The 26,266-nt window shown below is 59.7% G+C and carries 20 protein-coding genes; 12 read left to right on the forward strand and 8 right to left on the reverse strand.

Annotated features, from left to right (window positions below; translation table 11 throughout):
* Nucleotides 1-20 precede the first annotated feature (20 nt).
* Both HB376_RS24265 and HB376_RS24270 read right to left on the reverse strand, forming a co-directional pair.
* Nucleotides 21-1,703, reverse strand: a complete 1,683-nt coding sequence (locus HB376_RS24265; protein WP_213766218.1) for an MOSC domain-containing protein — start codon at nt 1,701-1,703, stop codon at nt 21-23.
* Nucleotides 1,704-1,838: 135 nt separating this feature from the next.
* Complete coding sequence (locus HB376_RS24270) at nt 1,839-2,816, reverse strand: LysR family transcriptional regulator (protein ID WP_213766219.1); 978 nt, start codon at nt 2,814-2,816, stop codon at nt 1,839-1,841.
* Between the two features lie 244 nt (nt 2,817-3,060).
* On the opposite strand from HB376_RS24270, the gene HB376_RS24275 reads away from it, so the two are divergent.
* The 4 genes from HB376_RS24275 to HB376_RS24290 all read left to right on the forward strand — a co-directional run bounded on the left by HB376_RS24275 (nt 3,061) and on the right by HB376_RS24290 (nt 6,488).
* Nucleotides 3,061-4,479, forward strand: a complete 1,419-nt coding sequence (locus HB376_RS24275) for an amidohydrolase family protein (protein ID WP_213766220.1) — start codon at nt 3,061-3,063, stop codon at nt 4,477-4,479.
* A gap of 22 nt (nt 4,480-4,501) precedes the next feature.
* Nucleotides 4,502-4,981, forward strand: a complete 480-nt coding sequence (locus HB376_RS24280; RefSeq protein ID WP_213766221.1) for a DMT family transporter — start codon at nt 4,502-4,504, stop codon at nt 4,979-4,981.
* A 35-nt stretch (nt 4,982-5,016) separates the two neighbouring features.
* Nucleotides 5,017-5,421 carry a carboxymuconolactone decarboxylase family protein gene (locus HB376_RS24285; RefSeq protein WP_213766222.1) on the forward strand — a complete coding sequence of 135 codons (405 nt, stop codon included), beginning with the start codon at nt 5,017-5,019 and terminating at the stop codon, nt 5,419-5,421.
* A gap of 170 nt (nt 5,422-5,591) precedes the next feature.
* Nucleotides 5,592-6,488: a transporter gene (locus HB376_RS24290; protein WP_213766223.1), complete on the forward strand. Its 897-nt coding sequence runs from the start codon at nt 5,592-5,594 to the stop codon at nt 6,486-6,488.
* A gap of 76 nt (nt 6,489-6,564) precedes the next feature.
* Here the strand turns inward: HB376_RS24290 and HB376_RS24295 are convergent, their stop codons facing one another.
* Complete coding sequence (locus tag HB376_RS24295; RefSeq protein WP_213766224.1) at nt 6,565-7,350, reverse strand: IclR family transcriptional regulator; 786 nt, start codon at nt 7,348-7,350, stop codon at nt 6,565-6,567.
* A 199-nt stretch (nt 7,351-7,549) separates the two neighbouring features.
* Here HB376_RS24295 and HB376_RS24300 point away from each other — a divergent pair, with 199 nt between their 5' ends.
* Genes HB376_RS24300 through HB376_RS24310 form a run of 3 tightly spaced genes read left to right on the forward strand, consistent with a single transcriptional unit; the run spans nt 7,550 to nt 11,663 of the window.
* On the forward strand, nt 7,550-9,106 hold the full coding sequence (locus HB376_RS24300) for an MFS transporter (protein WP_213766225.1): 1,557 nt from the start codon (nt 7,550-7,552) through the stop codon (nt 9,104-9,106).
* Between the two features lie 9 nt (nt 9,107-9,115).
* Nucleotides 9,116-10,159: an HlyD family secretion protein gene (locus HB376_RS24305; protein WP_213766226.1), complete on the forward strand. Its 1,044-nt coding sequence runs from the start codon at nt 9,116-9,118 to the stop codon at nt 10,157-10,159.
* 4 nt (nt 10,160-10,163) lie between these two features.
* Complete coding sequence (locus HB376_RS24310; protein ID WP_213766227.1) at nt 10,164-11,663, forward strand: efflux transporter outer membrane subunit; 1,500 nt, start codon at nt 10,164-10,166, stop codon at nt 11,661-11,663.
* 125 nt (nt 11,664-11,788) lie between these two features.
* On the opposite strand, the gene HB376_RS24315 is transcribed toward HB376_RS24310, so the two are convergent.
* Complete coding sequence (locus tag HB376_RS24315; protein ID WP_213766228.1) at nt 11,789-12,649, reverse strand: pirin family protein; 861 nt, start codon at nt 12,647-12,649, stop codon at nt 11,789-11,791.
* Between the two features lie 310 nt (nt 12,650-12,959).
* Here HB376_RS24315 and HB376_RS24320 point away from each other — a divergent pair, with 310 nt between their 5' ends.
* A complete protein-coding gene (locus tag HB376_RS24320; protein ID WP_213766229.1) occupies nt 12,960-14,210 on the forward strand; it encodes a phosphatidylserine decarboxylase family protein in 1,251 nt (416 codons plus the stop codon).
* A 132-nt stretch (nt 14,211-14,342) separates the two neighbouring features.
* On the opposite strand, the gene HB376_RS24325 is transcribed toward HB376_RS24320, so the two are convergent.
* The 4 genes from HB376_RS24325 to HB376_RS24340 all read right to left on the reverse strand — a co-directional run bounded on the left by HB376_RS24325 (nt 14,343) and on the right by HB376_RS24340 (nt 18,045).
* On the reverse strand, nt 14,343-14,603 hold the full coding sequence (locus HB376_RS24325; RefSeq protein WP_213766230.1) for a hypothetical protein: 261 nt from the start codon (nt 14,601-14,603) through the stop codon (nt 14,343-14,345).
* An 89-nt stretch (nt 14,604-14,692) separates the two neighbouring features.
* Complete coding sequence (locus HB376_RS24330; RefSeq protein ID WP_213766231.1) at nt 14,693-15,400, reverse strand: MgtC/SapB family protein; 708 nt, start codon at nt 15,398-15,400, stop codon at nt 14,693-14,695.
* Nucleotides 15,401-15,598: 198 nt separating this feature from the next.
* A complete protein-coding gene (locus HB376_RS24335; RefSeq protein ID WP_213766232.1) occupies nt 15,599-17,395 on the reverse strand; it encodes a thiamine pyrophosphate-requiring protein in 1,797 nt (598 codons plus the stop codon).
* A 404-nt stretch (nt 17,396-17,799) separates the two neighbouring features.
* Complete coding sequence (locus HB376_RS24340) at nt 17,800-18,045, reverse strand: hypothetical protein (protein ID WP_213766233.1); 246 nt, start codon at nt 18,043-18,045, stop codon at nt 17,800-17,802.
* A 311-nt stretch (nt 18,046-18,356) separates the two neighbouring features.
* On the opposite strand from HB376_RS24340, the gene HB376_RS24345 reads away from it, so the two are divergent.
* The 4 genes from HB376_RS24345 to HB376_RS24365 all read left to right on the forward strand — a co-directional run bounded on the left by HB376_RS24345 (nt 18,357) and on the right by HB376_RS24365 (nt 26,257).
* On the forward strand, nt 18,357-19,370 hold the full coding sequence (locus HB376_RS24345; protein WP_213766234.1) for an SDR family oxidoreductase: 1,014 nt from the start codon (nt 18,357-18,359) through the stop codon (nt 19,368-19,370).
* A gap of 114 nt (nt 19,371-19,484) precedes the next feature.
* Complete coding sequence (locus HB376_RS24350; protein WP_213766235.1) at nt 19,485-20,357, forward strand: DUF72 domain-containing protein; 873 nt, start codon at nt 19,485-19,487, stop codon at nt 20,355-20,357.
* 179 nt (nt 20,358-20,536) lie between these two features.
* On the forward strand, nt 20,537-24,706 hold the full coding sequence (locus HB376_RS24355) for a CheR family methyltransferase (protein WP_213766236.1): 4,170 nt from the start codon (nt 20,537-20,539) through the stop codon (nt 24,704-24,706).
* Between the two features lie 450 nt (nt 24,707-25,156).
* A complete protein-coding gene (locus HB376_RS24365; protein WP_255631535.1) occupies nt 25,157-26,257 on the forward strand; it encodes a BamA/TamA family outer membrane protein in 1,101 nt (366 codons plus the stop codon).
* Nucleotides 26,258-26,266: the final 9 nt, after the last annotated feature.

Here is a 26,266-nt window from a genome sequence, read left to right on the forward strand (position 1 = left end):
TTCGACACTCGAACTTATGCTCAGATGTCGAGCGTGACGCACCCCGAGTTCGCGCGGGACACGCACACGGCCATCTTCGTCCGACGCTCACCGGGAGAGAGGCAATAGTCGTTGTGAGCGATGACCCCATCGCGGTAGCCCACCACACAGGTCCCGCATGACCCTGATTCGCACGAGGAAGGGACGTCGACTGCGTGTTGCCTTAGCACTTCCAGAACGGTGCGGCCGGCGGCCACCTCGAGGGTCTGCCCGGACGATGCGATTCTGACCGAGAAGGCTGTGGCGCCGTCATCCACGCCCGACGCGGAAAACGCTTCGTAGTGGAAGTTCTTGAGCGGCAAGCGGGTGGGCTTCGACTGCAGCGCCTTCATTAATCCCTCCGGTCCGCAGCAGTAGACGTGCGTGTCCGAATCGAGCCCTTCCAGAACGGCGTCGAGATCGATGCCTCGTTGAGGCGCGCCACCGTCGAAATGAAAGCGCACCTCGCGTGCCTTCAGCTCGCCGAGCTGCTCAACGAAGGCGGCTTCTTTCTCCGAGCGCGCGCAGTAATGCAGGAGGAACCTCGCGCCGGTCGCACGGAAGTGCTGGATCATCGACAGGAACGGGGTAATGCCGATACCCCCGCCGATCATCAGATGGAACCCTGCGCCTTCCTCTACGGGAAAGGTGTTGATGGGCTCGGACACCTTCAACGTGTCACCCGCCTTCAGATTTGTGTGTAGCCACTTCGATGCGCCGCGGCTCGATGGCGAGAGTCCCACTCCTATCCGGTAGGCCCTGCCGTCTGAGTTCTCGCAGAGCGAGTACGCGCGCTCAAGCCCGTTGGGTAACTTCACCTTGACGTGAGCGCCCGGCGTGGAGGGAAGAAGCCGTTTTCCGGACGTGGCCACGAGTTCGAAGGAACGCACCGTGGCGCTTTCGAGCGTGACGCTCTTTACCGTCACCGTTGTCCAGCGTTCGTCGGTTGAAAGAGATTCGATGGCGCTCGTCTCTTCGTCGATCAGGCGCGAATTCCACTCTTCGACTTCCATCGATTCAAGCCGCTTTCTCAACAATGCACGCATGTCCGGCGCCAACTCTTCGAGTTCAACGAGCTCGGCGATGGCGGGCAAGTTCTGTGTATCGGAGTACAGAATGTCCTGCACACGGGAGACAGTCCACTGTGGGTGCGGGCGCTCTACGGCGCGCATCTGATCACCCGCGCACACCTCACCTGTCCGAAGAACCCGGTAATACCAGCCGGTTCGGTGCGACTCCTGGGTGCGGCGCGACATGCTCGTCTGTTGAAACCGATGATTGAGTTTGAAGCATGGTTGGCGAGGCTGCGCGACCTGCAGAACGACGGACCCGACCTCCACGACGTCGCCGATGCACATGTTCATTTCGTCGAAGCCGTCAGCCACAAGGTTCTCGCCGAATCCGCCAGGGTTGAATAGGTGCGCACTGGCGGGAAGCTCTTTTCTCCATGCATCGTAGTGGTGCCGCGCGTACTGCAGCACCGCCTTATGCGGGCCGCCGTGAATGACCGCTTCGCCCTGTTCGTCGCCTTCAATCCGGACATCGGAGACACGGACCGGTCCTTGACAGACCGATTTTTCGATGCCGGTCATGATGGTGGTTTGCGCAAGGCGCTTGACCTTGCCGATGCGAATTTCTTCGAGCGTGGTCTCTTGGATAACGGTGTCGATTGCGTCCAGATTCATCATCTTTCCAGGGGATGTGAGAGGCAGCGCGGCGGCGCTTGCTCCATCCTTTCAATCTATCCGATGGAAAACCCTCCGGGCGGTTTGCGGATGTTGAGTTTCGGACATTCTGGCAAGCCGCGCGAATGCACCCACTCAAGCCGCTTCGATTGCTTGTCCGCCGGACGGTAGTCCGGGTGCGAGCATTTCCGGGAGTGGCGAGGGCGTCGCGCCTGTTCCCATCGACACGCTTTTGACAACGTCAATGAACGCGCGCAGCGCTGCGGGCATGCGGGTACGGCTCGGGTGATAGAGGTAAAACCCCGGGAAGAACGGAGACCATTCTTGCAGCAAAGGGACAAGACGCCCCGACGTCAGTTGCGGCCCCATCCAGTCTTCGGTCCACACTGTGATGCCGAGTCCATCGATGGCGGCCTGAAGCGCGACCGCACAGTCGTTGACGATCAACGTGCCTTTGACTGACACGTCAAACCACTGTCCGTCCTTCGCAAATTCCCAGTTGTAGACGCTGGTCTGCCCCGCCCGGCGCCAGTTAATGCACCGGTGGTTGTGCAGATCGTGAGGCGTTTGGGGCACGCCATGCTTTTCCAGATACTCAGGGGAGGCAACTGCAATCTGGCGCAGATCGGGACCCACGCGTACCGCCACCATGTCCTGGTCGACGTGCTCGCCGAGCCGGATACCAGCGTCAAAACCGCGCGCAACGATATCCCCCAGGCTCTCGTCACTCGTCAGGTCGAGCACGACATCGGGATACTCCTCCTGAAACACGCCGAGCATTGGCTGCAGCAGGTGAATGATCGCCATTTGCGGCGCGCATACGCGAAGCGTCCCCGACGGTTTCCCCTTTTTCTCGGCCGCATCTTCAAGTGCGGCATCGAATTCGGCGAGAAGGGGCTGCATGCGCGCGAGCAGCCGGGCTCCGGCTTCAGTGAGGCTGGTGCTACGTGTCGTGCGATTGAAAAGGCGCACGCCAAGCCGCTCCTCAAACCCACGAATAGTCTGACTCAGTGCAGAAGGTGACACCGCCATCTGTCCCGCAGCGCGGGCGAACGAACCCTGTTCGGCGACCGATACGAAGGCCCGTACATCGGCGAAATCGCTTCCTCTCATTATGTATCCCCAGCTTCACAGAGTATGAAAATTATAGGTGATTGTTAGGGGCGGCGCGCGCAACTACATTTGACGAACTCGCCGATGCAGCGCTCTTCGCGATCGGCAACGGCTTTACCACCGGTACGGTGCTGCAAATCGATGGCGGCACCAACGCCTGAAGCAGGACTTCTCCTGAATCTCCTCGCCCGTCCGACGACGGGCAGCTTTCCAACCATTCCCGATCATTCGCTGGAACCGAACAATGTCACTCGATAATTACCCGCCGACCGCATGGGAACACCTTCGCTCTATCGTCAAGCCGCTCGAACCGGTCGACGATAAACAACGCGTCCTGATCAAGGGCGGTGCAATCGTCAGCATGGACAAGGAAGTGGGCGACCTCACGCTCGGCGACATCCTGATTGAGGGCGACCGCATTGCCGCGATCGCGCCGTCGATCGACGCCGATGGCGCTGAAATCATCGACGCCACCGACATGATCGTCATGCCCGGTTTCGTCGATTCGCATCGTCACGCGTGGGAAGGGCAGTTGCGCCGTATCGACCCGAACTCGCCGACCCTGATGGACTACCTGAGGTCGACGCACTTCTCCTTTGCGACGCACTACCGTCCGGAAGACATGTACGTCGGCAACCTCATCACGGCGCTAGGTGCAATCGACTCCGGCATCACCACCATGGTCGACAACTCCCACAACGCTCGAAGCCCGGCGCATTCGGATGCCTCGGTCGATGCGCTCGAAGACGCCGGCATCCGCGCGGTCTATGCACCGGGCAAGCCGCTCGCGGGGGAATGGGCGCACCACTGGCCGCAAGACCTCGGGCGGCTGAAGCAGGAACGCTTCGATTCAGACGACCGGCTCGTCACGATGGCCATGATGTCGCAGTGGGATCGCGAAACGTGGGCGGCGGCGCGCGCGGTGGGGCTGCGCATCATCACTGAGTTCCTTGGCGAAGACATGGGCAAGCTGCTGCCGGGTCTCCAGGAAGAAGGGCTTCTCGGGCCGGACAATATTTTCAATCACTGCACGGGCCTTTCCGATGAGCAGTGGGAAATCCTGCGTGAGGCCGGTGTGAACGTCGACGTCTGCCCGCGCTCGGATGCGCAATACGGTCTGGAAGAAGGGCTGTGTGTGTACCAGCGCGCGATCGACCACGGCATTGCGCCGGCCATCAGTATCGACGTTGAAGCCTCGTACGGCGGAGACATGTTTGCCGAGATGCGCGCCGCCTACTTCATGCAGCGTGCGCACGCACAGAATCGTCGTTATCGGGGCGATGAAACGGCGCCGGCGGCAGTGTCGGTACGTAGCATCCTCGAGACGGCAACCATCAATGGCGCACGCGTGGCGGGCCTCGATGAAAAAACGGGTTCCCTGACCCCGGGCAAGAAGGCTGACATCGTGCTTATCCGCGCCGACGACCTGAACCTGTACCCATCGAACAATGCCATCGGCACCATCGTTCACGCCGCGGAACGCAGCAACGTGGATACGGTGATCGTGGGCGGCCGCGTTCGGAAGTCGGGCGGCAAGCTGCTCGGCCTCGATTTCCCGGCACTCAAGCAGGCGACGGAAGCTTCCCGTGCGCATCTGTTCGCTGGCGCCGGTTACATTGCCGACCCGTTCGCGGACGCGTCACCGAAAGTCGCGCAGGCCTGAGACTAACCAAAATGGGTGTGACATGAACCTGATTTTTCTGCTCATCGCATTCTGCGCCGGCTCGGCCATTTCGATTCAGGCTGCAGTCAACAGCCAACTCGCGGGTGGTCTTGGCGGCAACGTTGTGGCCGCGGCCCTCGTGTCGTTCTCAATTGGCACGGTGGCGCTCGCGGCAATTGCGCTTGGCAAAGGCGGTCTGTCGGCTGCGATCGTGAGCCTGCCGTCGCAACCAGTCTGGCGCTTCGGCGGTGGTCTGCTCGGCGCGGCTGCGATCTTCTGCACCGTACTGCTCGCGCCACGCATTGGTCTGGCCAACATGCTGGCGCTGGTGATTGCCGGGCAACTGCTGTCGTCGCTCGCCATCGATCACTTCGGCCTGGTCGGCGTGATGACCCGTCAGGTGTCAGGTATCAAGCTTGCCGGCGCGCTGGTCATGCTGACAGGGGTCTGTCTGACGCTCTTCGGCAACTCGCTGATGCAGGCGCTGACGAAACACAGCTAAGTGCGTATCCAATTAAATCGATCTGGAGGTATCCGATGAAAGACAATCAACATCCCGAACCCGGCAGCCGGTATGCGCGCGGCAGCGCGATTTTCGAAGAAGCACTCGGCATTCCGGCGGACGCTTTCGCCAGGAGTCTCGCCGATGTGGCACCGCGTTTCACACGCTACGTGATGGAGTGGGAGTTTGCGGACATGGTGGGGGAGTCGTCGCTCGACGCCCGTACGCGAGAAATAGTGGCGATCACCTCGTTGGCGACGCTCGGTGCGACGGGTGCAGCGGTGTTGAAGCTTCGCATCGCTTCGGCGCTCAAAGCGGGCGTGACACGGGAAGCCATCATCGATATTTTTATCCAGCTCGGCATCACCGCCGGCTTCCCGATTGCACTCGCCGCGATTCACGCAGCTCAGGAACAATTTGCGGCCGCTGACGCCGCGTGACGATCGCGGGTGGTCGCCCGCGTTCTCCACTTCACTTAAAAATGCACTGAACCAGTAGCGCGCGGGCGAGGCCCGATGGATCTCGCCCGCTGTACGGACGTTCCTGTGAATTCGTCATCCTAACTAATCTTAGAACCATTTTTGAAGACTGCTGTTTGGCAGTAACACGCATGACAACGCTCAAGAAACGTATCCTCGTCGGTCTGGTCGCGCTTGCGGCGGCACTCTCACAGTCCGCCATCGCGACCGAAGGCGGCGGCGACAACATTGGGCAGGGCTCGGAGGGGTTCTTTGCGGGCATGTTGCCTGAGCCGGGCTGGTATGGCGTGCTGTACACCAACTACTATCACGCAAGCCGGTTCAATGACAGCCATGGTAAATCTTCGATCCCGGGCTTTAACTTCTCGGCCGAAGTTCTTGCCGCGCGCCTCTTCTACATGTCGAACCTGAAGATTGCGGGTGGCCGGGTAGGGGCTTTTGCCATTGGCAATGTTGCGTCGCTGCAAAGCAGTTCGGCATCTGGCAAGGACCATCGCAACGGCGTGGGCGACGTCACGGTGGGCTCGACTGTCGGCTGGGACGTCGGCGCGTTTCACCCGCTGGTCGCGGTCGACATCGTGCTGCCCGTCGGCGGCTATGACATGGCACGCGGCCTGAACACCGGCGGCAACTACTACTCGTTCCGCCCGATCGTCGCTTTCACTTATCTGCCAACAAACGGTCTGGAAGTGTCGGCGAAGATCACGTACACGTTCAACGTACGCAATGCGGCTACTGATTACCGGTCGGGGCAGATTTTCCACTTCGACTATTCGGTGAGCTATCCGGTCGCGAAAGACCTGCGTCTTGGCGTGAACGGGTACTACGTGAACCAAACCACGGACGACTATCAGCACGGCATGCCTGTCGACGGAGACGGGTTTCGCGGCCGCGTGGCTGCCATCGGGCCGGCTGCGCATTATCAGTTCGGCAAGGTTGGCCTCGACCTGAAGGTGCTGAAGGAATTTGCCGCGCGCAATCGTACGGAGGGCACGAGCGTCTGGGCAAAGGTCGTTGTGCCATTTTGAAGCCCAATGTCCAGCGTTCAAGGGCTGGCTCGTAAGCCGCGGTCGGAAGCTCTCGGGAATGACACGGACAGATGACTCACGCATCGGCCGAAGCCTTTCCAATCTCGCTGAGCAGTGCCTCCTGGCATTTGAGCAACTGAGCGGCGAGCATCTCGCGCTTAACACCGAACCGCGCGCTTGGCACGACCACCGAGACGGCGTAGCGGCCAAGAATGGTGTCGATCGCGACGGCTATCGACGAGATGCCAGGTTCGGTCTCGTCTTCCTGGTACGCATAGCCCGCACTGCGCACCTTTCGAAGTTCTTTTGTCAACGCGGTGGCTGAGTGCAACGTGCGGGGCGTTACGCGCTCGTAGGTGTCTCCCATGAGCTCAAGCACTTCTTCATCGGGGTTCAGCGCAAGCAGAGCCTTTCCACCGCATGTGCTGTGAAGCGGCAGGCTTGCGCCCACGCGCGGCACAACGCGTAGCTCTTGCTCGGAGACGACGACATGCACGAACGCAAGCTCGCGCCCGCTCATGCGCGTGAGCGCCACCGTCTCGGCGACCTCGTCGCACAGCGCCTGCATATGCGGAGTAACGACCGCAACGACGTCGGTATGCAGCTTCCCCACAAGGCGCAGCAAGGAAGGGCCGAGGCGCACGCCGTCCGCGCGATCGGATCGCACAAGACCTTCGGTCCCGAGCGCGTTGACGATGCGCTGCACCGTCGAACGGGGCAGTTCGACTACTTTGGCTATCTCGCCCAGGCTCATGCCGCCCGGGGAAGCGCCAAGGGCATCCAGGATTCTCGCGGCGCGGCCAATGACCTGAATGCCGTTTCCGCGCTCGTCGTCGCCGTTCTGTTGTTGCTTTTCGTTCATGGTCGGTCGCTTTTCGGTGAGTCTGGAGTTTAACGCGTCTGTACGGTCGTGCGTCACAAAATATCCACGATACGATACAACGGATCGTATGATAGACTTCGCGCTTATTTTGAATCTGTACCGTAACACGAGTTGAAGTACCGTATGGTGAGCATTAACATGCGTCCAGCGGTGAGCGTTCTTTCAGTTGGAGCACGAGATGACCTCGATACAATCCATAGCAGTAGGCGGACCGCCGCCCGTGCCACCGGTGCCCACACCTTTTAACGGGCGGCTCATTGTCGGCCTTCTGGGCGTGCTGATTGCCGCGCTGGCCTCGGGCCTGAATAACCGCGTGACGGATATCGCGCTGAATGACGTTCGGGGCGTACTCGGCATGGGGTTTGACGAAGGCACGTGGGTGCGCGCGGCCTATGCCGCAGCGGAAGTGGCTGCAATGATGGTGTCCGCGTGGTGCGCCGTGACGTTCTCACTGCGCCGCTTCGCGATGGCCGTGGTGCTGCTCTTCGCACTGCTTGGCGCGGTGTTTCCTTTCGTGCAGGGCTTCAACGCCATCATCGCGCTGCGAATCGCCCAAGGGTTGCTCGGCGGCGCGCTGCCGCCGCTCCTGATGACGGTGGCGCTTCGGTTCCTGCCACCGCCAATCAAGCTTTACGGGTTGAGCGCGTACGCATTGACCGCGACGTTCGGCCCGAACCTCGCGGTACCGCTCGTCGCACTCTGGACGGGGCCGGTGGGCTGGCAATTCGTGTACTGGCAAATCATCCCGCCTTGCCTGATTGCGGCGGCGATGATTGCCTACGGTCTTCCGCAGGACCCGCTGCGCCTCGAGCGCTTCCGGCAATTCGACTGGGTGGGCGTGCTGACCGGATGCGGTGGCATGGCGGCGCTGGTTATAGGTCTGGAGCAGGGTGAGCGGCTGGACTGGTTCAACTCGCCGCTCATTTGCGTGCTGCTCGGCTCAGCGGCCGTTTCGCTCGTGGTCTTCTGCATTAACGAGTGGCATCACCCATTGCCCTTATTCAAGCTGCAAATCCTTGCGCGCCGCAATTTCTCGCATGGCCTGCTGGCACTCGGAGGCTTGCTGACAGTCTTCATGTCGGGTTCGATGCTGCCTTCGCTTTACCTCGGACAGGTACAGGACTTCAAGCCACTGGAGATTGGACCGCTCGCGCTAAGCATTGCGATTCCGCAGTTGCTCGCAGCGCCGGCCGCTGCCGCGCTGTGCAATCTCCGCTGGCTGGATAGCCGGTTCGTCATGGCAACGGGTCTCGCGCTATTGGTGGCGTCGTGTTTCGCGGGCTCGTTTCTAACGTCCGACTGGGGGCGCGATAACTTTTACCTGTTGCAGGCGATGCAGGCGCTGGGCCAACCGCTTGCCGTCCTTCCTATCCTGATGGGCGCCACCGGCGTCGTGCAGCCGATGGAAGGACCGTTTGCTTCGGCGATGTTCAACACGGTGCGTGGTCTTAGCACTGCGGTCGGCGCGACCGTCATCGAGGTATTCATCGCTCATCGTGAACGCTTCCACTGGACCATGCTGCTCGATCGCGCGGGCAATCTCGCCGGGCGTTTGCCGCAGACCGCGGTAGGCGCTCGACTTGGCTCCCAGGTGCACGAGCAGGTAGTCGTGCTGAGTCTCGCCGACGCCTACCTGCTGATTATGGGCATCGCACTCGCGCTGGTCATTCTGTTGATGGTTCTACCCGTTCGCGCTTTGCCTCCTCAATCCGTTTTCATACAGCCCTCGAAGTAAGGTGTTTCGATGAACAAGAAATTTCTCCGTGCTGCCGGCGTTGCGGTGGCAGTACTCGCCGTCGCGGGTGCCGTATTCGCGATGACTGGCCGCAGCCAGTCGGGTGAACAGTCGACCGACGACGCCTACGTCTCTGCCGACTACACGCTGGTCGCCCCCAAGGTCTCGGGCCAGATTGCCAAGGTGCTGGTCGAGGATAACCAGCGCGTTATGGCGGGCGCCACCCTTGCGCGCATTGACGACCGCGACTTTCAGACCGGTCTTCAGACGGCACGGGCCGAACTGGTTGCCATCAACGCACGGCTGGCCAACATCGACGCGCAGCTTGCGAAGCAGGATGCGGTCATCGCGCAGGCGAAGGCTTCGATCGCGGCGGACGATGCGGCTATCACCTTCGCGCAGCAGAACGCCGAGCGCTATCAGCGGTTGTCGAAGGACGGCGCCGGTACTATCGAGCAGCAGCAACAGGCCGAATTCACCTTGCGGCAGCAGTCCGCGATCCGGGCGCGGGACGCAGCAGCATCCGACGCGGCGCTAAAGGAACTGGGCGTGCTGAAGAGCCAGCGGGCAGAAACCGCTGCCACGGTGGAGCGCGCTGAGGCCGCGGTGGAACAGGCGCAACTGAACCTGTCATACACAACGATCACGGCGCCCGTCGATGGCATCGTCGGGCAGCGCTCGGTCCGCGTGGGTGCCTATGTAAATGCGGGGACTACGCTCATGGCTGTCGTGCCTCTGCACAAGGCCTATGTGGTCGGCAACTACCGCGAAACGCAATTGACGCGTGTGCGCGTCGGAGAACGCGTCCGGATTACGGTGGATGCGTATCCCGACCTTCTATTGCAGGGCAGTGTCGAGAGCATCGCGCCGGCAACGGGACTCACGTTCTCGCCAGTCGCCCGCGACAACGCAACGGGCAACTTCACCAAGGTCGTTCAGCGCGTGCCCGTGAAGATAGCCCTGGACCAGGACCAGCCGCAGGAAAACCTGCTTCGCGTCGGCATGTCGGTCGTCACGCACATCAATACCGGAAGTCCGGCGAAATCGGAGTAGCCACATGACCACGAGACAACCACGTCACCTGGTTCGTGCCGGGCTAACTACGCTCTCCTTCGCTCTGCTAACGGCATGTACGGTCGGCCCCAACTTCGTCGCTCCGCAGGCACAGGTGCCCGAAAAATGGACTCCCCATACCAGTGCAACGACGCAGAGCCATCCGGTAGATGCGTCGATCGACCCGAAGTGGTGGAGTCAGTTTGGCGACGCTCAGCTCGACGCGCTCATACAGCGCGCGGTATCAAGCAACCTGGACATCCAGGTTGCGGCGACGCGACTGCTGCAAAGCCGCTGGGAGCGCCGCATTGGGGGTGCGGCGGGGCTGCCGTCCGTGGGCGCTAACGCGGCCTACCAGCGTACGGGCGTGAGCGGCGTGGGCGTACTGGGGCAGGAGGGCGAGTCCTCCGGACCGGCGGACGGTGGAAACGCAAGCGTCATGGGCGCCGAAGCAGGCGCACCGTTCAATCTCTACCAATACGGCTTCGACGCAGCCTGGGAACTGGACCTGTGGGGGCGCAACCGCCGCGCGAACGAATCCGCAGATGCGATGATTGTCGCGACCGATGAAATGCGACACGGCGTAATCGTGTCCGTATTGACGGAAACCGCCACCAGCTACATCCAGCTTCGTGCGGTTCAGGCGACGACGGCGACGGTGACCGAGTCGCTCACATTGGCGCAGCAGAGCCTTGAGCTCACGAAACGACGCCGCACCGAAGGTGTCGCCACCACCCTCGAAGTATCGGAGGCGTCGGCACTCGTCGCATCTATTGAGTCGGAATTGCCCGCGCTTGAAGAGCAGCAGGGGCATCTGGTCAATGCGCTCAGCCTGCTCGTCGCGCAACCGCCGGGAACATTGACAGCGGAACTGGCTGGCGCAAGGCCTGTGCCGCCGGTGCCGGCGCAGGTACCGGTCGGGTTGCCGTCAGAGCTCGCGCGGCGGCGGCCGGACATCCGTCAGGCCGAAGCACGTTTGCATTCCAGCACTGCGAACATCGGCGTCGCTCAGGCTGACTTCTACCCCCATGTAACGCTCTCGGGCAACATCGGGATGCAATCGCTGTCTTTCGCGTCGCTCGGCACGTGGGCGGCGCGACAGTTTGCAGTCGGCCCCACGATGAGCCTGCCTATCTTCGAAGGCGGCCGCCTCAAGGGCACACTGAAGTTGCGCGAGGCGCAGCAGCAGGAGGCGGCACTGGCCTATCAGAAGACGGTCCTGAACGCGTGGCGGGAAATTGACGACGCGTTGATTGCGTACGACGCGCAGCAGCGCAGACGCGCCAGTCTCACTGCGGCAGTCGAGCATAGCCAGACCGCGTACCGGGCGGCGGTATCGCGCTACAAGGCCGGGGCGAGCACGTTCCTGGACGTGCTCGTGGTGCAGCGCTCGCTGCTCGACGCGCAGACGGCACTCGTGCATAGCAATGCAGAGGTGTCGTTGACGGTGGTGCGGCTCTACAAGGCGCTCGGGGGCGGCTGGGAGGATTCGCCGCTCGCTTGAATCACAAGATTTCGTACGTATGAACCGGGCCGCTGGTCTGGCGAGCCCGGCATGAATGTGTCGTAAAGCTGCGCCTGCGCGCAGCCTGAGCCATGCGCCATGCGCCATGCGCCATGCGCCATGCGCTATGCGGCGGGGACGTTGAACTTACCCGCGTGGAAATCAACTACAGCCTGATTCAGTTCTTCCTGCGTGTTCATGACGAACGGACCGCGGGCTGCGATCGGCTCGTCGATCGCCTCCGCATGACCGAAGAGCAGGACGGACGCGTCCGCTGCGGTCAGTTCGAGCGCATCACCGTCGTCATGCAGTTCAGCCAGGTTGAACTGTGAAACCTCTTGCCCTTCTATCGCGACCTTGCCACGGACGACGTAGAGAAAGATCTGGCGACCTCCTACATTCTCGAATCTGACCCGGCTACCAGCCGACATGCGGATGACGGACATGAAGGTGCTCGTCAGCGATTCAATGGGACCTTGCACGCCTTGCCATTCTCCCGAAATCAACTGAACATGCGCCGCCTGGTCGGGTGTGCTCACCACGGGAATATTGTTTTCCTGCAGGCCGACGTAGCGAGGCGACGTCATCTTCAGGCGCGCCGGCAGGTTCAGCCATAGCTGCAGGATTTCCAGCGGTCCGCCGTGCTCCATGAACGGATGCGGCGAGAGCTCGGCATGAATAAGACCACTGCCCGCCGTCATCCACTGGACCCCGCCGGCGTCGATGACGCTCTCCTGTCCACCGGTGTCCGAGTGCGCCAGGCTACCGTCGAGCACGAAAGTCACCGTCTCGAATCCGCGATGCGGATGCGGCCCAAATGGCAATCCGCCATTGTGCGGTGCGTACACCTGTGGGCCGTGGTGATTCAGAAAGAGGAACGGATTCAGATGCGGCAGCGCCGGCCCCGGCAGGGGACGCCGTGTGGTCAGGTCGGCTATATCGTCGCGATGCGCGCGATGGATCGCTTTAAGCGTACGGTTGGGCATTCGATGGCTCCTTGCAGCGTCGGTAGCGAGCCCACGCAAAAGATTCAAGTTATGGACACGTTGGACGAAAACGTTGATCAACGACCGCATGCTACCCGTGCGTGACGGGTTCGGGTAGCGGGCAATATCGATGAGCAGTGTTCTATTTCTGGAACGATAAATGTATGGCTGCCGCGTGTCAGCTTGACCGGACCGAGCTATGGCTAGCGCATCCATTCACTCGCGTAGTTATCTGGCATATGCATTGCGTCGAATCCGAAGCGTGGTGCCGCGAGGTTGACCGCTGTAAGAACCAACAGGAGCCGTCCCCATGTCCAGTCATTCAAGCGTTTCCTTCACAGAGCGGCGTCGCCTGGGCGGCTGGCTGCCGCGGAAAGAACCGGAGCTAGCGGCGTTTAGAAAGGACCTCGCGGCAAAAGCGCGGCGGCGGGCTGGGCAGGCTCCGCGCGTAAGCGTAGTCGAGGAGCTGGCAACGCTGATTGGCAACGATCCGGTGCTTCGGATGGACCTGACACGCGCCATCAATGACGCGGTCACCGCCGGCTATGAACTCGGCTATTCGACCATCGACGAGTTGATCGATATTGTCGACTACCTGATGACATACGCGCCGCGTTTTAGCGAAGCGAGCCTTATTCATTGCCCGCTGAACGCGGTTCTCGATTGGCCGATGTGCATGCCGTCGGGCTATGCGCTTTTTCGCGACCCCGCGCTCAATGCCCAGTTGAAGCGCGTACTTGACGTCTGGTGCGGCTTCCTTAGTGGACCCCATTCGCGAACACATCTGAATACCTCGTCGCCAGACGGATGGTTTTCGCCAGAAGCGCAGAAGCAACTGGGCATGTCGCAGTTCATATGCGACCCGGACGCGCCGTACTGGGGATTCGCATCGTGGAATAGTTTCTTCACGAGGCAATTCCGGCCGGGCGAGCGCCCGGTCGCCGAACCGGATGACAACAAGGTCATTGTCAGCGCATGCGAAGCGTCTCCCTACAACATACAGCATGACGTCAAACTGCATGATCAGTTCTGGATTAAATCCCAACCGTACTCGCTGCAAGAGATGTTCACGACGAGCCAGCACGCGCTGGCGAAACAATTTGTTGGTGGCAGTGTGTATCAGGCTTTTCTTAGCGCGTTCAACTATCACCGCTGGCACGCGCCGGTCGGTGGCAAGATCGTCAAGGCGTATCACGTCGACGGCAGCTATTACTCCAATGCGGAATCGGAGGGCGTCGACCCCGGCGGGTTGAACGATTCGCAGGGTTATACGACGGCAATTGCTGCGCGCGCGGTCATCGTGATCGATTGCGATGATCCCCGGATCGGCCTTGTAGGTTGCATCTTCGTCGGTATGGCCGATGTGTCCTCGTGTGTCATCGAGGCGCTTCCCGGACAGCGGGTCGCCAAAGGCGATGAACTCGGCTACTTTCAATACGGCGGCTCAACATATTGCCTGGTTTTCCAGCCGGCCGTGGTGCAAAGCTTTATGCCGCATCCGCCGTTTGACGACGCGAAACCGCCTCTTCACGTCAATGCGTGCGTCGCCAAGGCACGATGAGAATTTAGGGTACTTAGTGGACGAGCGCCGGGCGTTTGGCAACGCGTGATTCACCGGAGCTTGGATCCTCTTCTCAGGCGCGCATCGGAGGTCGTCAGCGAGAGCGGTCAGTCGATAGACCCCGCGGCACCCTCAGTTAGCGGTCGAACCGGGGGGGATGGGATTCTTGTCCTGGGAAGAATCCAGCGCATTTTCTGAGGCTGGGTGTTTGTTCTTTTCCTCCACGTCTCGCGCGGTTTGCTTTGAGTCGGGCGATGGATCTGCGCGCGAATCCGTTCCTGCTCTTCTGCCTTGCTTTCCAGCCATGTTCGCTTGCTCCGCTCGCTTTGCTTCCTCCGCTTTCGCGTCGCGATGCTCTTCCGGTATGCGAGAAGCTTCTAACGTGTGCTTCATGATGTTCTCCCACAGAAATAGGGTGTTCAATCGATCGCAGCAAGCGGTGGACCCGCTCGCGGCGAACGGCGAACCGGCTAGGCGGCAATTCATCTGACAAGGGTCCAGCAAACGGACACCGCACCGGCTTCCATTGCCGATTCGGTAAACGGTGGCGGAGATAACGCGTCGAACGATCCGCGCCATCGGACGTCGAAACGTTCCTCGACGGTGGCCGTTCCCGCCTTTAGCTGAAAGCCCCTGGTTGCGAGACGATAGCCTTCTAGTCGAAGCAGTTCGGTCAGCCGTTCCCTGCATGCACTCGCCCGGTCATATTCGACAGTCAGCAAGGCAGTTTTTTCACGCGACATGCGACGCTCAACGTACTCGAAACCCCATAGGACGATCATGCCCAACGTGAGTCCGGCTAAACCGAGGAGCAATTGACCACCACCAATGCATAACCCGATGACCGTGACGAACCATAGCGTCGCGGCAGTCGTCACGCCGATCACCAGACCGTCTTGACGCAGGATGGTCCCCGCACCGATAAAGCCGACGCCTGAAAGAATCCCCAGCGGCAAACGCATCAAGTCGAGTACAGCGAACGACCCGGGTTGCTTGCCGGCTTGCGCGAGCAGCGCGTTGACCTGAAGCATCGCGAGACAGGCGGCCAGGCAGACGAGCAACGTTGTCCGCAGCCCGGCTACTTTGCCTGACTCGCCGCGATTAAATCCTACCAATGTTCCGGCCAGCACCGACAGCGCGAGACGGATCACGATATCGAACCAATGAAGTGTTGTCGGCATCAGGTCCATATTCGCTTCCCGATTAAAAGCAACAAACTTCGCTGAGGTTGGATCTCGGCCGACGGCGTGATTCAAGTCGCGGACTTACGCATGGCGCCGGGATATCCGACGCGAAACCGTCAGCCTCCGCTAAGTCAGTCGGAATCGTAAAGGCGCTCGCTCTGATCGCGGTAATCCTTTTTTGGGCTCCTGCTGCGGCACAGCGTGCTACTTGTTTTTATGGCCGGGCAGCACTGCGCCCAGTACCTGCCTGGCGGTATCGATAAGTACATTGCCCTGATCCGGGTCGCCCTTCATCAATGTCGATGCGAATGCCTTGGCCTGCGCGAGCGTGATATGCGGCGGCAGGGGCGCCACGTTCGGATCGGTCTTTACCTCCAGTACGACAGGGCGATCCGAGGCGAACGCCTCGTCCCACGCGGCCCCCATCTTGTCGGCATTGTCGACATAGATTCCCTTCAGACCAATCAGCTCAGCAAACTTGTGATACGCGACAGAGGGAATGTCCTGAGATGCCTCGAACTTCGGGTCGCCCTCCATGACGCGCTGCTCCCACGTCACCTGATTCAAATCCTCGTTGTTCAGCACCATGCAAATCCAGTGCGGACTGGCCCATTGCTTCCAGTATTTCGCCACGGTGATGAGTTCAGCCATATTGTTCATCTGCATTGCGCCGTCGCCAACAATGGCGATCACGGGCCGCTGCGGATGTGCAAATTTCACAGCGATGGCGTAAGGGACCGCGGCCCCCATCGACGCGAGCCCTCCCGACAACGAACACATCATCCCGCGCTGGACCTTCAGGTCGCGTGCATACCAATTGGCGCAAGAGCCGGAATCGCTTGTGACAATCGCATTGGATGGTATGCGCGACGAGAGCTCCCAGACCGTGCGCTGCGGATTGACGCCGCCTTGGGCGGATTCGTGTGCACGCCGGTCGAGCGTTTGCCACCAGTCCTCGGTCCATCCTTCAATCGTCTTGCGCCAACCGCGGTCCTGCTTTTCTTCGAGGAGCGGTAACAGGGCACGCAGGGTCTCGGCGCTGTCGCCAACAAGGTTCACTTCCATCGGATAGCGCAGGCTCAGCATATCGGCTTTGAGATCGATCTGAACGCCACGCGCGGCGCCTTCCTTCGGCAAGAACTCCGAGTAGGGAAAGCCGGAGCCGACCATGAGCAGCGTGTCGCATTGGGTCATCAAATCGTAGCTCGGCTTGGTGCCTAGCAGTCCGATCGAACCCGTGACCCAGGGCAGGTTGTCCGGTAACGCGGCTTTGCCCAGAAGCGCCTTTGCAGCGCCAGCGCCGAGCTTGTCCGCCACGGCGATCAATTCGTCGGTCGCTTTCAATGCGCCTGCGCCGACGAGAATTGCCACCTTCTTGCCCGCGTTCAGCACATCCGCGGCTTGCCGGAGGTCGTCGGCATAGGGGACTGTCTTTGGGGCACGATAGCCCGCGCCTGAATGCACTGTTCCATGCTTTCGACCGGGCGGCTCGTACTCAATATCTTGCAAGTCGTTTGGAAGGATCAGTGCGGTGACGGTGCGCTCGGCTAACGCGACCCGCACAGCCCGGTCGACGAGATGGCGAATTTGGGAAGGAACGCTTGCTTGCTGCACGAAGGCGCCGGCAACGTCCTTGAACAAGGAAACGAGATCCAGTTCTTGCTGATAATGCCCGCCGAGCGACGCGCGAGCTTGCTGTCCCACGATCGCGAGGACCGGCATGTGATCCATTCTGGCGTCGTAAAGGCCAGTGACCAGATGAGAGGCCCCCGGCCCTGAGGTCGCGATACAGACACCGAGTTCGCCTGTAAATTTTGCATGCGCCGCCGCCATGAATGCCGCCATTTCCTCATGCCGGACCTGGACGAATTCTATTTTTCTTTCGGCCCGGTTAAGCGCGCCGAACACGCCGTTGATGCCGTCGCCGGGATAGCCGAAGATGCGGCGAACGCCCCACGAATAGAGACGATCGACGAGAAAGTCGCCAACTGTTGCGGCCATGGGATGCTCCAAAAGGTGGGTGGCGGAGACTACCGAATAGCAATGTGTATTCCCCGCTTGGCGCGGCTTTGCCCAAGGACGCAATTAACGCAGTGCACGGGTCGCGGCAGGAGATGGTGGCGTCTGTTTAGGGTAACGAGCGCAAAATGAGTCGCTTGCATCGGTACGTTCCGTGCAGCAAGCTCGTAGCGGCGACGCGGGTCTGGTCGAATCACACGAAGGTGTCGAATTGATTGGAAAGCTGGGCTTTAGCGCAACCGGTAGGACTACGGTGCGTAGTCCATGGATAACCGGAAGAGTCGAGTAACGAGCGGCTGGTTAGCGCGCGTACTGTGTGTTTGCAGCGATCAGGCCGCGAGGTTGCCGCACATGCTTGACAGCACATTGTGCTGCGGAAGAACGGTTCACCGGGGGTCCCTAAAAATCCTTCCAACGAGCCAGGAAAACTCCGGCGGAGGTGTGGTCTTGATTGCGCGGCACATGTCGGCGACCGGGCCGAGATCACGACGATTTGCGAACGCGATGGCTTCGTCGAGGGATACGGTTCCCGCTACCGCTTTGCCTTCGCTGTTGCCTATCGTGAAATCAAATTCCCAGTGCGTTGCGAAAATCCCTTTCGACTCTATAACCCCAATGATTTTTGCGTCCATGTCGCACCTCCGGGCATTCTTTATAAAATAAAGAATGAGAGCGACGTCTGCCATCCAGTATTTCTGTCGAAAAATGGCGGATTTCGGACAGCCCCGACATGATTCTTTCGTGCCGCACGCGGCTGGTGAACATTTTGTAGAGGAGAACGAGCATCGTTCGTCCCGCTCAACTGCATGTCGCTACCCTGACAGCGCGTCATTAAAGATTTTCTTCTACTGCCTACCGCCTGCGCATGGAAGGCAGGAATCGCGCTTGCTGGTATGTCCATTACCGAACGCCTCGTATGAATCCGTAAACATTGGAGTGCGCCATGCCGTCCGAAAAAATATCCACTTCGCGTCGCACTTTGATGCAAGGCGCCACAGCGGGATTTGTCACCGCAGTGGCAGCACGGGCTGTCGCACAGACCGATGTTTCCAATTCGACAGGAACCGCCATGGCGAGCCCGCCGCAGGACCCACGCACGCTCTATCCGCATCCGCCATTCCCTGCCCAGGAGCAACCGTGGCCAGGCCTTGCAGGGCGCATGACGCCCCGCCCCGATCACGGCGAAACCAGCTATCGAGGTTCTGGCCGTCTCAACGGACGAAGAGCGCTGATTACTGGCGGTGACTCGGGCATTGGTCGCGCCGCAGCTATCGCATATGCACGTGAAGGAGCCGACGTCGCGATCGTCTATCTTCCGGCGGAAGAACCCGATGCCCGTGAGGTCATACAAATCATTCGTGCCGCGGGTCGCAAGGCAATCGCATTACCCGGCGATATTCGCGATGAGGCTTTCTGTCAGGCGCTGGTAGAACAGGCGGTGTCAGGACTGGGCGGCCTGGACATTCTGGTGAGCAACGCTGGACGACAGCAAAGCCACGACTCGATCCTCGACATCACCACTGAGCAGTTTGACTGGACACTCCGTACCAATCTGTATGCGATGTTCTGGATTACGAAGGCCGCGATTCCTCACATGCCACCGGGCTCGGCGATCATTTATACGAGTTCGGTGAACGCTTACGATCCCTCATTCAACCTGCTCGATTACGCAATGACCAAAGCGGCTATCGCCAACTTTTCCAAAGGGCTCTCCAAGCAAATGATCAAGCGGGGCATCCGCGTCAATGCGGTTGCCCCTGGTCCTTTTTGGACAGCGCTACAGGTCAGCGGCGGGCAGACAACCGAGAATGTCGAAAAGTTTGGTGAGCAGGTACCGATGGGGCGCCCAGGGCAGCCGGCGGAGATCGCACCCGTCTACGTGCAGCTTGCGTCTGCGCAGGCGAGCTACGTGACCGGGCAGGTCTATGGTGCATCAGGCGGCTCGGGCCAGCCGTGAATTCGCGACTTTCTTTCCGGTGCCTCGCGCCATGCCGGTATCGACGCGAAACTTTGACCGACACGGGGAATGTGCCCACGGCTTGACGTCCTAACAACGAGCGCGCGAGAAACGATGGCTAACAGGATCGGAATATCGGGTTGGCGCTACGAGGGATGGCGCGGCGTGTTCTACCCCAAGGGCCTTCAACAGGCTCGCGAACTGGAATTCGCTTCTCGTGCGGTAGATACGATAGAAATCAACGGTTCGCATTATTCCCTCCAAACGATCGGCAGTTACGAGTCGTGGTATGCGGCAACGCCGGCTCATTTTGTGTTCAGCGTAAAGGGTCCGCGTTATCTGACCCATATGCTCCGATTCCGGGACGACTCAGTGCGGCCGGCCATCGCGAATTTTTTCGCCTCTGGCGTCCTCGCGCTTAAAGAGAAGCTTGGACCTTTTCTCTGGCAGTTCCCGCCTAACTATTCTTTTGAGCCGGTGCGCCTGGACCGGTTTCTGGCGCTGCTGCCGCATGACACTCGCGAAGCTGCCGCTCTGGCGAGCCAGCATGACACCCGGGTAAAGCAGCCGTGGTTTGACATCAGGCGCCAGCACCGTCTCAGACACGCGATCGAGATCAGGCACCCGAGTTTCGCAAGCCCGGACTTTATAAAAACGCTGCGCGAACATCGCGTTGCGCTTGTGATTTCAGACTCGGTGGCAGGGTGGCCTTATGCCGAAGATCTGACGGCTGACTTCGTGTATATGCGCCTTCATGGCACTGAGACGCTGTACGGCGGAGCCTATACCGATGAAGGGCTCGACCATTGGGCAAGTCGGATCCGGAGTTGGTCCGCGGGAAGCGCACCTCCGGATGCGAAGCTTTTCTCGCCGGCACGCGCCCGTCCAGGAAAAATTGATGATGTGTTCTGCTACTTCGACAACGACAAAAAGGTTCGGGCGCCATTTGATGCCCAACGATTGATGACGCGTTTATCGGACGCGTGAAGCATCTTGATCTGCACTCGTCCCGCTTGCCGCTCGAACGCCGATAGTTGTCCGTAGATCGCTTAGGCATGGAAATTGCCAATTCATGTGGGTATTCGTAGCAATAGCCCACCTACATTTTTACCGACGCCTCGTTGCGTCTCAACGCCTACATTGAGACCGCGGTGCGAACAGTCGCGATGACAAACGATAAAACGCCAAACGAGACGCCTGCTCCCGAATCCAAACAGCTTTCGGCAACAAGCTCGCTGGATTTTCCGGTGGTGGGCATCGGCGCCTCGGCCGGTGGCATCCAGACCTTGCTTCGTCTGTTTGAAAACACGCCTGGCGATGCCGGCATGGCGTTCGTCATCGTCTTGCATTTGTCCTCGAAACACGAGAGCGTCGCGGATCAGGTCCTGCAACGTGCAACGAAGATGCGCGTCATTCAGGTGACGACGCCCACGCGAATCGAAAAGAACTGCGTCTACCTCATCTCGCCGTCGAACAACTTGTCCATGGAAGACGGACATTTGCGTGTCACGCATGTTGATCGCCTACCCGGTCGGCCCGTCACGATTGACCTGTTCTTTCGGAGTCTGGCCGAGGCGCACGGCGAACGGGCCATCAGCATCATCCTTTCCGGGTCCGGAAGTGATGGATCGGTTGGCATCGGTCGTATCAAGGAGCTGGCTGGAATCACGATCGCGCAGAGCCCCGAGGACGCCGAATACGAGGACATGCCTCGCAATGCGATTGCGACCGGCATGGTGGACATCGTGCTGCCGATCGTTGACATCCCGCAAAAATTGATCGAATTGTGGGCCAACATGCGCGCTATCGAGGTGCCACGATCTGGTCAGGAACAACCCGTTGCTCCCGCCGTTGTCGGAGAGCACATCGTTTCGCCTGCCGAGCGCGCGCTTCATTCGATATTAATGACCCTGCATACCCGCACCGGTCACGATTTTCATCACTATAAGCGCGCGACCGTCCTGCGGCGTATCGAACGGCGGTTGCAAGTCAATGCACTGCCCAGCCTCCCGTTGTACGAGCGATTCCTGAGTTCGCATCCCGAGGAAACGTCACCGCTACTCAAGGACATGTTAATTGGCGTTACCAACTTTTTCCGTGATCGCGAAGCATTCGAAGCGGTCGAGCGTGAGGTAATCCCGAAGATCGTTACCGAGCGGAACTCGCTCGACGATCCGGTGCGCGTGTGGGTGCCCGGTTGTTCCACCGGAGAAGAGGTTTACTCGCTCGCGATGTTGCTATGTGAACGCCAGCCGGAAGGGAACGAGCTGCCGGCGATTCACTTGTTCGCGACCGACATTGACCAGCACGCTATCGAAATCGCCCGGGCAGGTAACTATCCTGAATCAATCCTGACGGACGTGCCGCCCACCCGTTTGAACCGATTTTTCAACCACGCCGGCAGTCGCTATGTGATCGACAAGTCGGTACGCGAAAAGGTGCTTTTTGCCCCTCACAATATCCTGCGCGATCCGCCGTTCTCGCAGGTGGACTTCGTGTCTTGTCGCAATCTGCTGATTTATCTGGATCGCGCGATTCAGCGGGAAATTTTTCAGACATTCCACTTTGCGCTGAAGCCGGGTGGCTTTTTGTTCTTGGGAAGCTCGGAATCGGCCGAAGTTGCAGACGATCTATTCATAGCGATCGACAAAAAGAACCGGATCTATCAAGCGAAGATCCTGACTTCGCGCCCGCGTGCGTCTGCTGCGTCATTCCCCCGGCTGGCGGCGGGGCCGGCATACCTCAGCATCGCGGCGCGACCCGTTACTGAACGGCCACGCCTGGAGACCGCCGACTTGCATCGCCGGGCGATTGAACACGGTGCGCCTCCCAGTGTAATTGTGGATCGCGACGCAGATGTCGTGCATATGTCTGGTCAGGTCGGGCAGTTTTTTCACTATCCAGGTGGCGAGCCATCACACAACCTTCTCACGCTGATCCATCCTGACTTGCGGCTCGAACTGCGCACGGCGCTGTTTCAGGCGACACAAAAAGGCATCGACGTCGACACGCGGCCGGTGCGTTTGTCCGGCGGTGAGACGGCCACGCGAATCAGGATGAAGGTGCATCCGTACCACGATCAGGCAAGCGGCGTGGACATCCTGCTAATTTCGTTTAGTGAACTGGAAGACGTCGCACGGCACGAAGGGAGTGCAAATGACGAAAGCAGCTCCGCTGCGAACGATCCGGTTATGGCGCAGCTTGAAGCAGAGTTGCATCTCGCGAAAGAGAACCTGCAGTCGTCCATTGAACAGTCGAACGTATCGACCGAGGAGTTGAAAGCATCCAACGAAGAGCTGCAAGCCATCGTTGAAGAACTCCGGTCGGCTACCGAAGAGCTCGAAACGAGCAAGGAAGAGCTTCACTCGGTCAATGAAGAACTGGTGACGGTCAATGTCGAGCTGGAATCGAAGGTGGAGGAGACGGCCAAGGCGAACGATGACCTGGAGAACCTCATTGCCTCAACGGATATCGCGACTGTTTTTGTAGACCGGGCGATGCGCATTAAACGCTATACCGCGCCCGCAGTCGGCTTGTTCAATCTGATCAAGTCCGACGTCGGCCGCCCATTGCTCGATCTTACGCATCGCGTGAAATATCCCGAACTGGCCAACGATGCTGCCGCTGTCTTTGGCACCCTGCAGATGATCGAGCGAGAGGTCGAAACGGGCGATGGCCATTGGTTTCTGGCTCGTTTGCTGCCGTATCGCACTGCTGACCACCACATCGACGGCGCTGTGCTTACGCTGATCGATGTCACGTCTCAACGACAAGCGCAACTGGAGGCGCGCACAAGTGACGACCGGCTGAAGCTTGCGGCGCTGACGACCGACGATTACGGGATCATCGTCCAGGACATGGACGGCGTGATTGTTAGCTGGAACAAGGGTGCGGAACGCATATTCGGATACAAGGAAGCGGAAGCGAAGGGCAACTCCATCGATATGATTTTCTTGCCCGAAGATCGGGGGGACGGTATTGCTCAAGCTGAGCGAGCGCAAGCGGCCGGCGTCGGGCGCGCGGAAGACGAACGGTGGTACCTGCGGCATGATGGCTCGCAAGCCTACTGCAGCGGCGTTATGACATTCATTGATGCAGCCGGCTTTAAGGGTTACGCGAAGATCGTTCGCGACGTCACGGATCAGAAAGGGATTGAAAGCCAGCAGCAGTTACAGTTGACGCTTGAGCGCGAAGTGCGCCTTCAGGCGGAGGCCGCCAACCGTTTGAAGGACGAGTTCTTTGCCGTGTTGTCGCACGAACTAAAGAACCCGCTCAATCTGATTCACGTGAAAGCGGAGTTGCTCACCCGCACGCCCGAGGCAAGAGGTATCGCAGTCGTTCAAGAGGCGGCCGAAGCTATCCAGCGCTCGGTCGTCGGCCAGGCGAAAATCATCGACGATCTGCTCGACTTGTCGCGCGCCCGCACCGGCAAGCTGGCGTTGCAGCGGGGACCGGTCGACGTTTCGGTCGCAGTGCAATCGGTGGTCGAGGCGAGCGCGGCCGATGCGGCAATAAACGGCATTGCCCTATCGACGTCTGGCGTGAGCGTCCCCGTTGTCATCCGGGCCGACGCGGTCCGGCTCGAGCAGATGCTTTGGAATCTCGTGCGTAATGCACTGAAGTTCACGCCGCGCGGGGGACGTATTGGGATCACGCTCTTGCGCGATGAGGATTTCATCTGCATCGAAGTTGCAGACACGGGGCAGGGCATTGCGCCGGATTTCCTGCCGAGAATATTTGACATGTTCAGCCAGGCTGAAGCGGCAGGAAGACGTGATCGTGGAGGATTGGGAATCGGGCTCTCGCTGGTCCAGCAAATAGCGGAGATGCATGGTGGACGCATCGAGGCCGAGTCCGCGGGCTTGGGAAAGGGCGCTCGTTTTCGTCTCTGGTTACCGGAAAGCCCCGTTTCGCGAGGGTTGAACCATCCGGGTGAGCCACTCGATTCGAGTGCTCTCATGGGGCTGAAAGTCCTGTTGGTCGACGACTCGCTGGAAGCGCTCGAAGCGTTTCGCACGCTTCTCGAACTTGAGGGCGCGCACGTGCAGGCGGAGGCGACCGCGAAGCAGGCCCTTGCGGCGGCAACCAGCAACGACTTCGATTTGATTCTGTCGGACATCGGAATGCCGGAAATGGACGGCTACGAATTAATTGAAGCCTTGCGAAAACTGCCACGGATGGTCGCGGTGCCCGCGATCGCACTCACCGGGTTTGGACGTGCTCAGGATGCTGCGAAAGCGCTGCGTGCCGGGTTTAATGCTCATCTCGCGAAGCCTGTATCGCTACCGGTTTTGCTTAGTGCCATCGATCGAATAAAAGGGCCGAAACTTGGGTAGTTGCGGCAAAGTTTCGACTTCCGCACCTCACCGCATGGTCCATGTCGCGGGTGTCGCTGGAGTGTCCAAAATAACGGTTTCGCGCGTGCTCGCCTGGTTTGCGCGCGGGGGATTAGTCGCGCCTCGAACCATGATTGCGTTCTGTTTGGGTTTCTGATATCGGTCGACCTTGTCAGGCGGGTTGAGCCGCGAGCATGGCTTCCATTTTTACAGAATCCATATTTGAATCGCAGGACCAAAACGGTTCGAATTGCTAAATTATTGGCGAGTACCGATGCAGTCTCTCGAGGCTTAAACGTGCAGCGAAGCTTTGAAGTCACCGGGTCGATCAATGTGCATTCGCTTGGCGAGCGATGAACCCAATCTTGCATGACGGAATTCGTGTTAATGAAATTATGCAAGCGGGATTTAAGCGCTGTCCTTGAATTACGACAAAGGATAAGGCCGTTAATGGGCTGCCTTGTGCTCACTGCATCACTCACCGGCGTTGCGTCTGCCGAAGGCAAATTCACGGACGCTGAAGACGGCATGTTCGACTTGAGCGATATGTTGTTGTCACATCGCGGAGTCCTGCCGGTACCCACTATTGTCACGGAACCTGCGGTTGGATATGGGCTCGGCCTTGGGCTGCTTTACTTCACCATGCCCAAGCGTGATCCGGATGCCCCTCAGAGCGAGGTCAAGAGCTCAGCGCCTCCCAATATCACGGGCTTGGGCGGCTTCGCGACAGGCACGCATAGCTGGGGTGTAGGGCTGATGCATTTTCACACCTGGGACGACGACCGGATTCGCTACCTCGGCATTGTGGGAAAGATCAATCTGCATCTGAATTACTACGGTTCGGACGGCGGATCGCATGCGTATCAGCTAAGTGGCGTGGCGGTTGTTCAGCAGCTCTTGTTCCGCTTGGGCGATAGTCCGTGGTACGTTGGCCCTCGCTATACGTTCCTGGATTCCAACACGCGGTTCGGCGCCATGCTGCCGAATGGACTGCTCGATTTCAAGAACGAGCAACGCGTCGCAAAGGGCGGTGTCGTCATTGACTACGACACCCGCGACAATTTCTTTTTCCCGGGCAAGGGAACCTATGCCGAGCTTGAAGCGGAAATTGCCAGAGGTGGGCTAGGCAGCTCTTCAAATTTCCAGATGGAGACAGCAAAGGGTTATCACTGGATACCCCTCGCTCCGTCATGGGTCCTCGGTGTGCGGGCCGACACCGGATTTTCGCAAGGCAATATCCCGTTCTTTGCGCAGCCTTACGTCTCGCTACGAGGCGTGTCTGACGCGAAGTATCAAGACCGGAATCAACTGACGAGTGAAGTCGAGCTCAGGTGGAATGTCGCGCCGCGCTGGTATGTGCTCGGTTTTGGCGGCGCCGGCAAAGCGTACGGCGAGCTTCACTCACTTTCAGATGCGCCGACAGCCTATGGTTTCGGCACTGGTTTTCGCTACCTGATCGCCCGCAAGCTGGGTTTGACGATGGGTATCGATATTGCACGCGGCCCCGGCCAGAACGCGTTCTACGTTCAAGTCGGCAGTGCCTGGCGCTAAGACTTGAAC

The sequence above is a fragment of the Caballeronia sp. dw_19 genome (genome assembly GCF_018449515.1).
Taxonomy (GTDB): domain Bacteria; phylum Pseudomonadota; class Gammaproteobacteria; order Burkholderiales; family Burkholderiaceae; genus Caballeronia.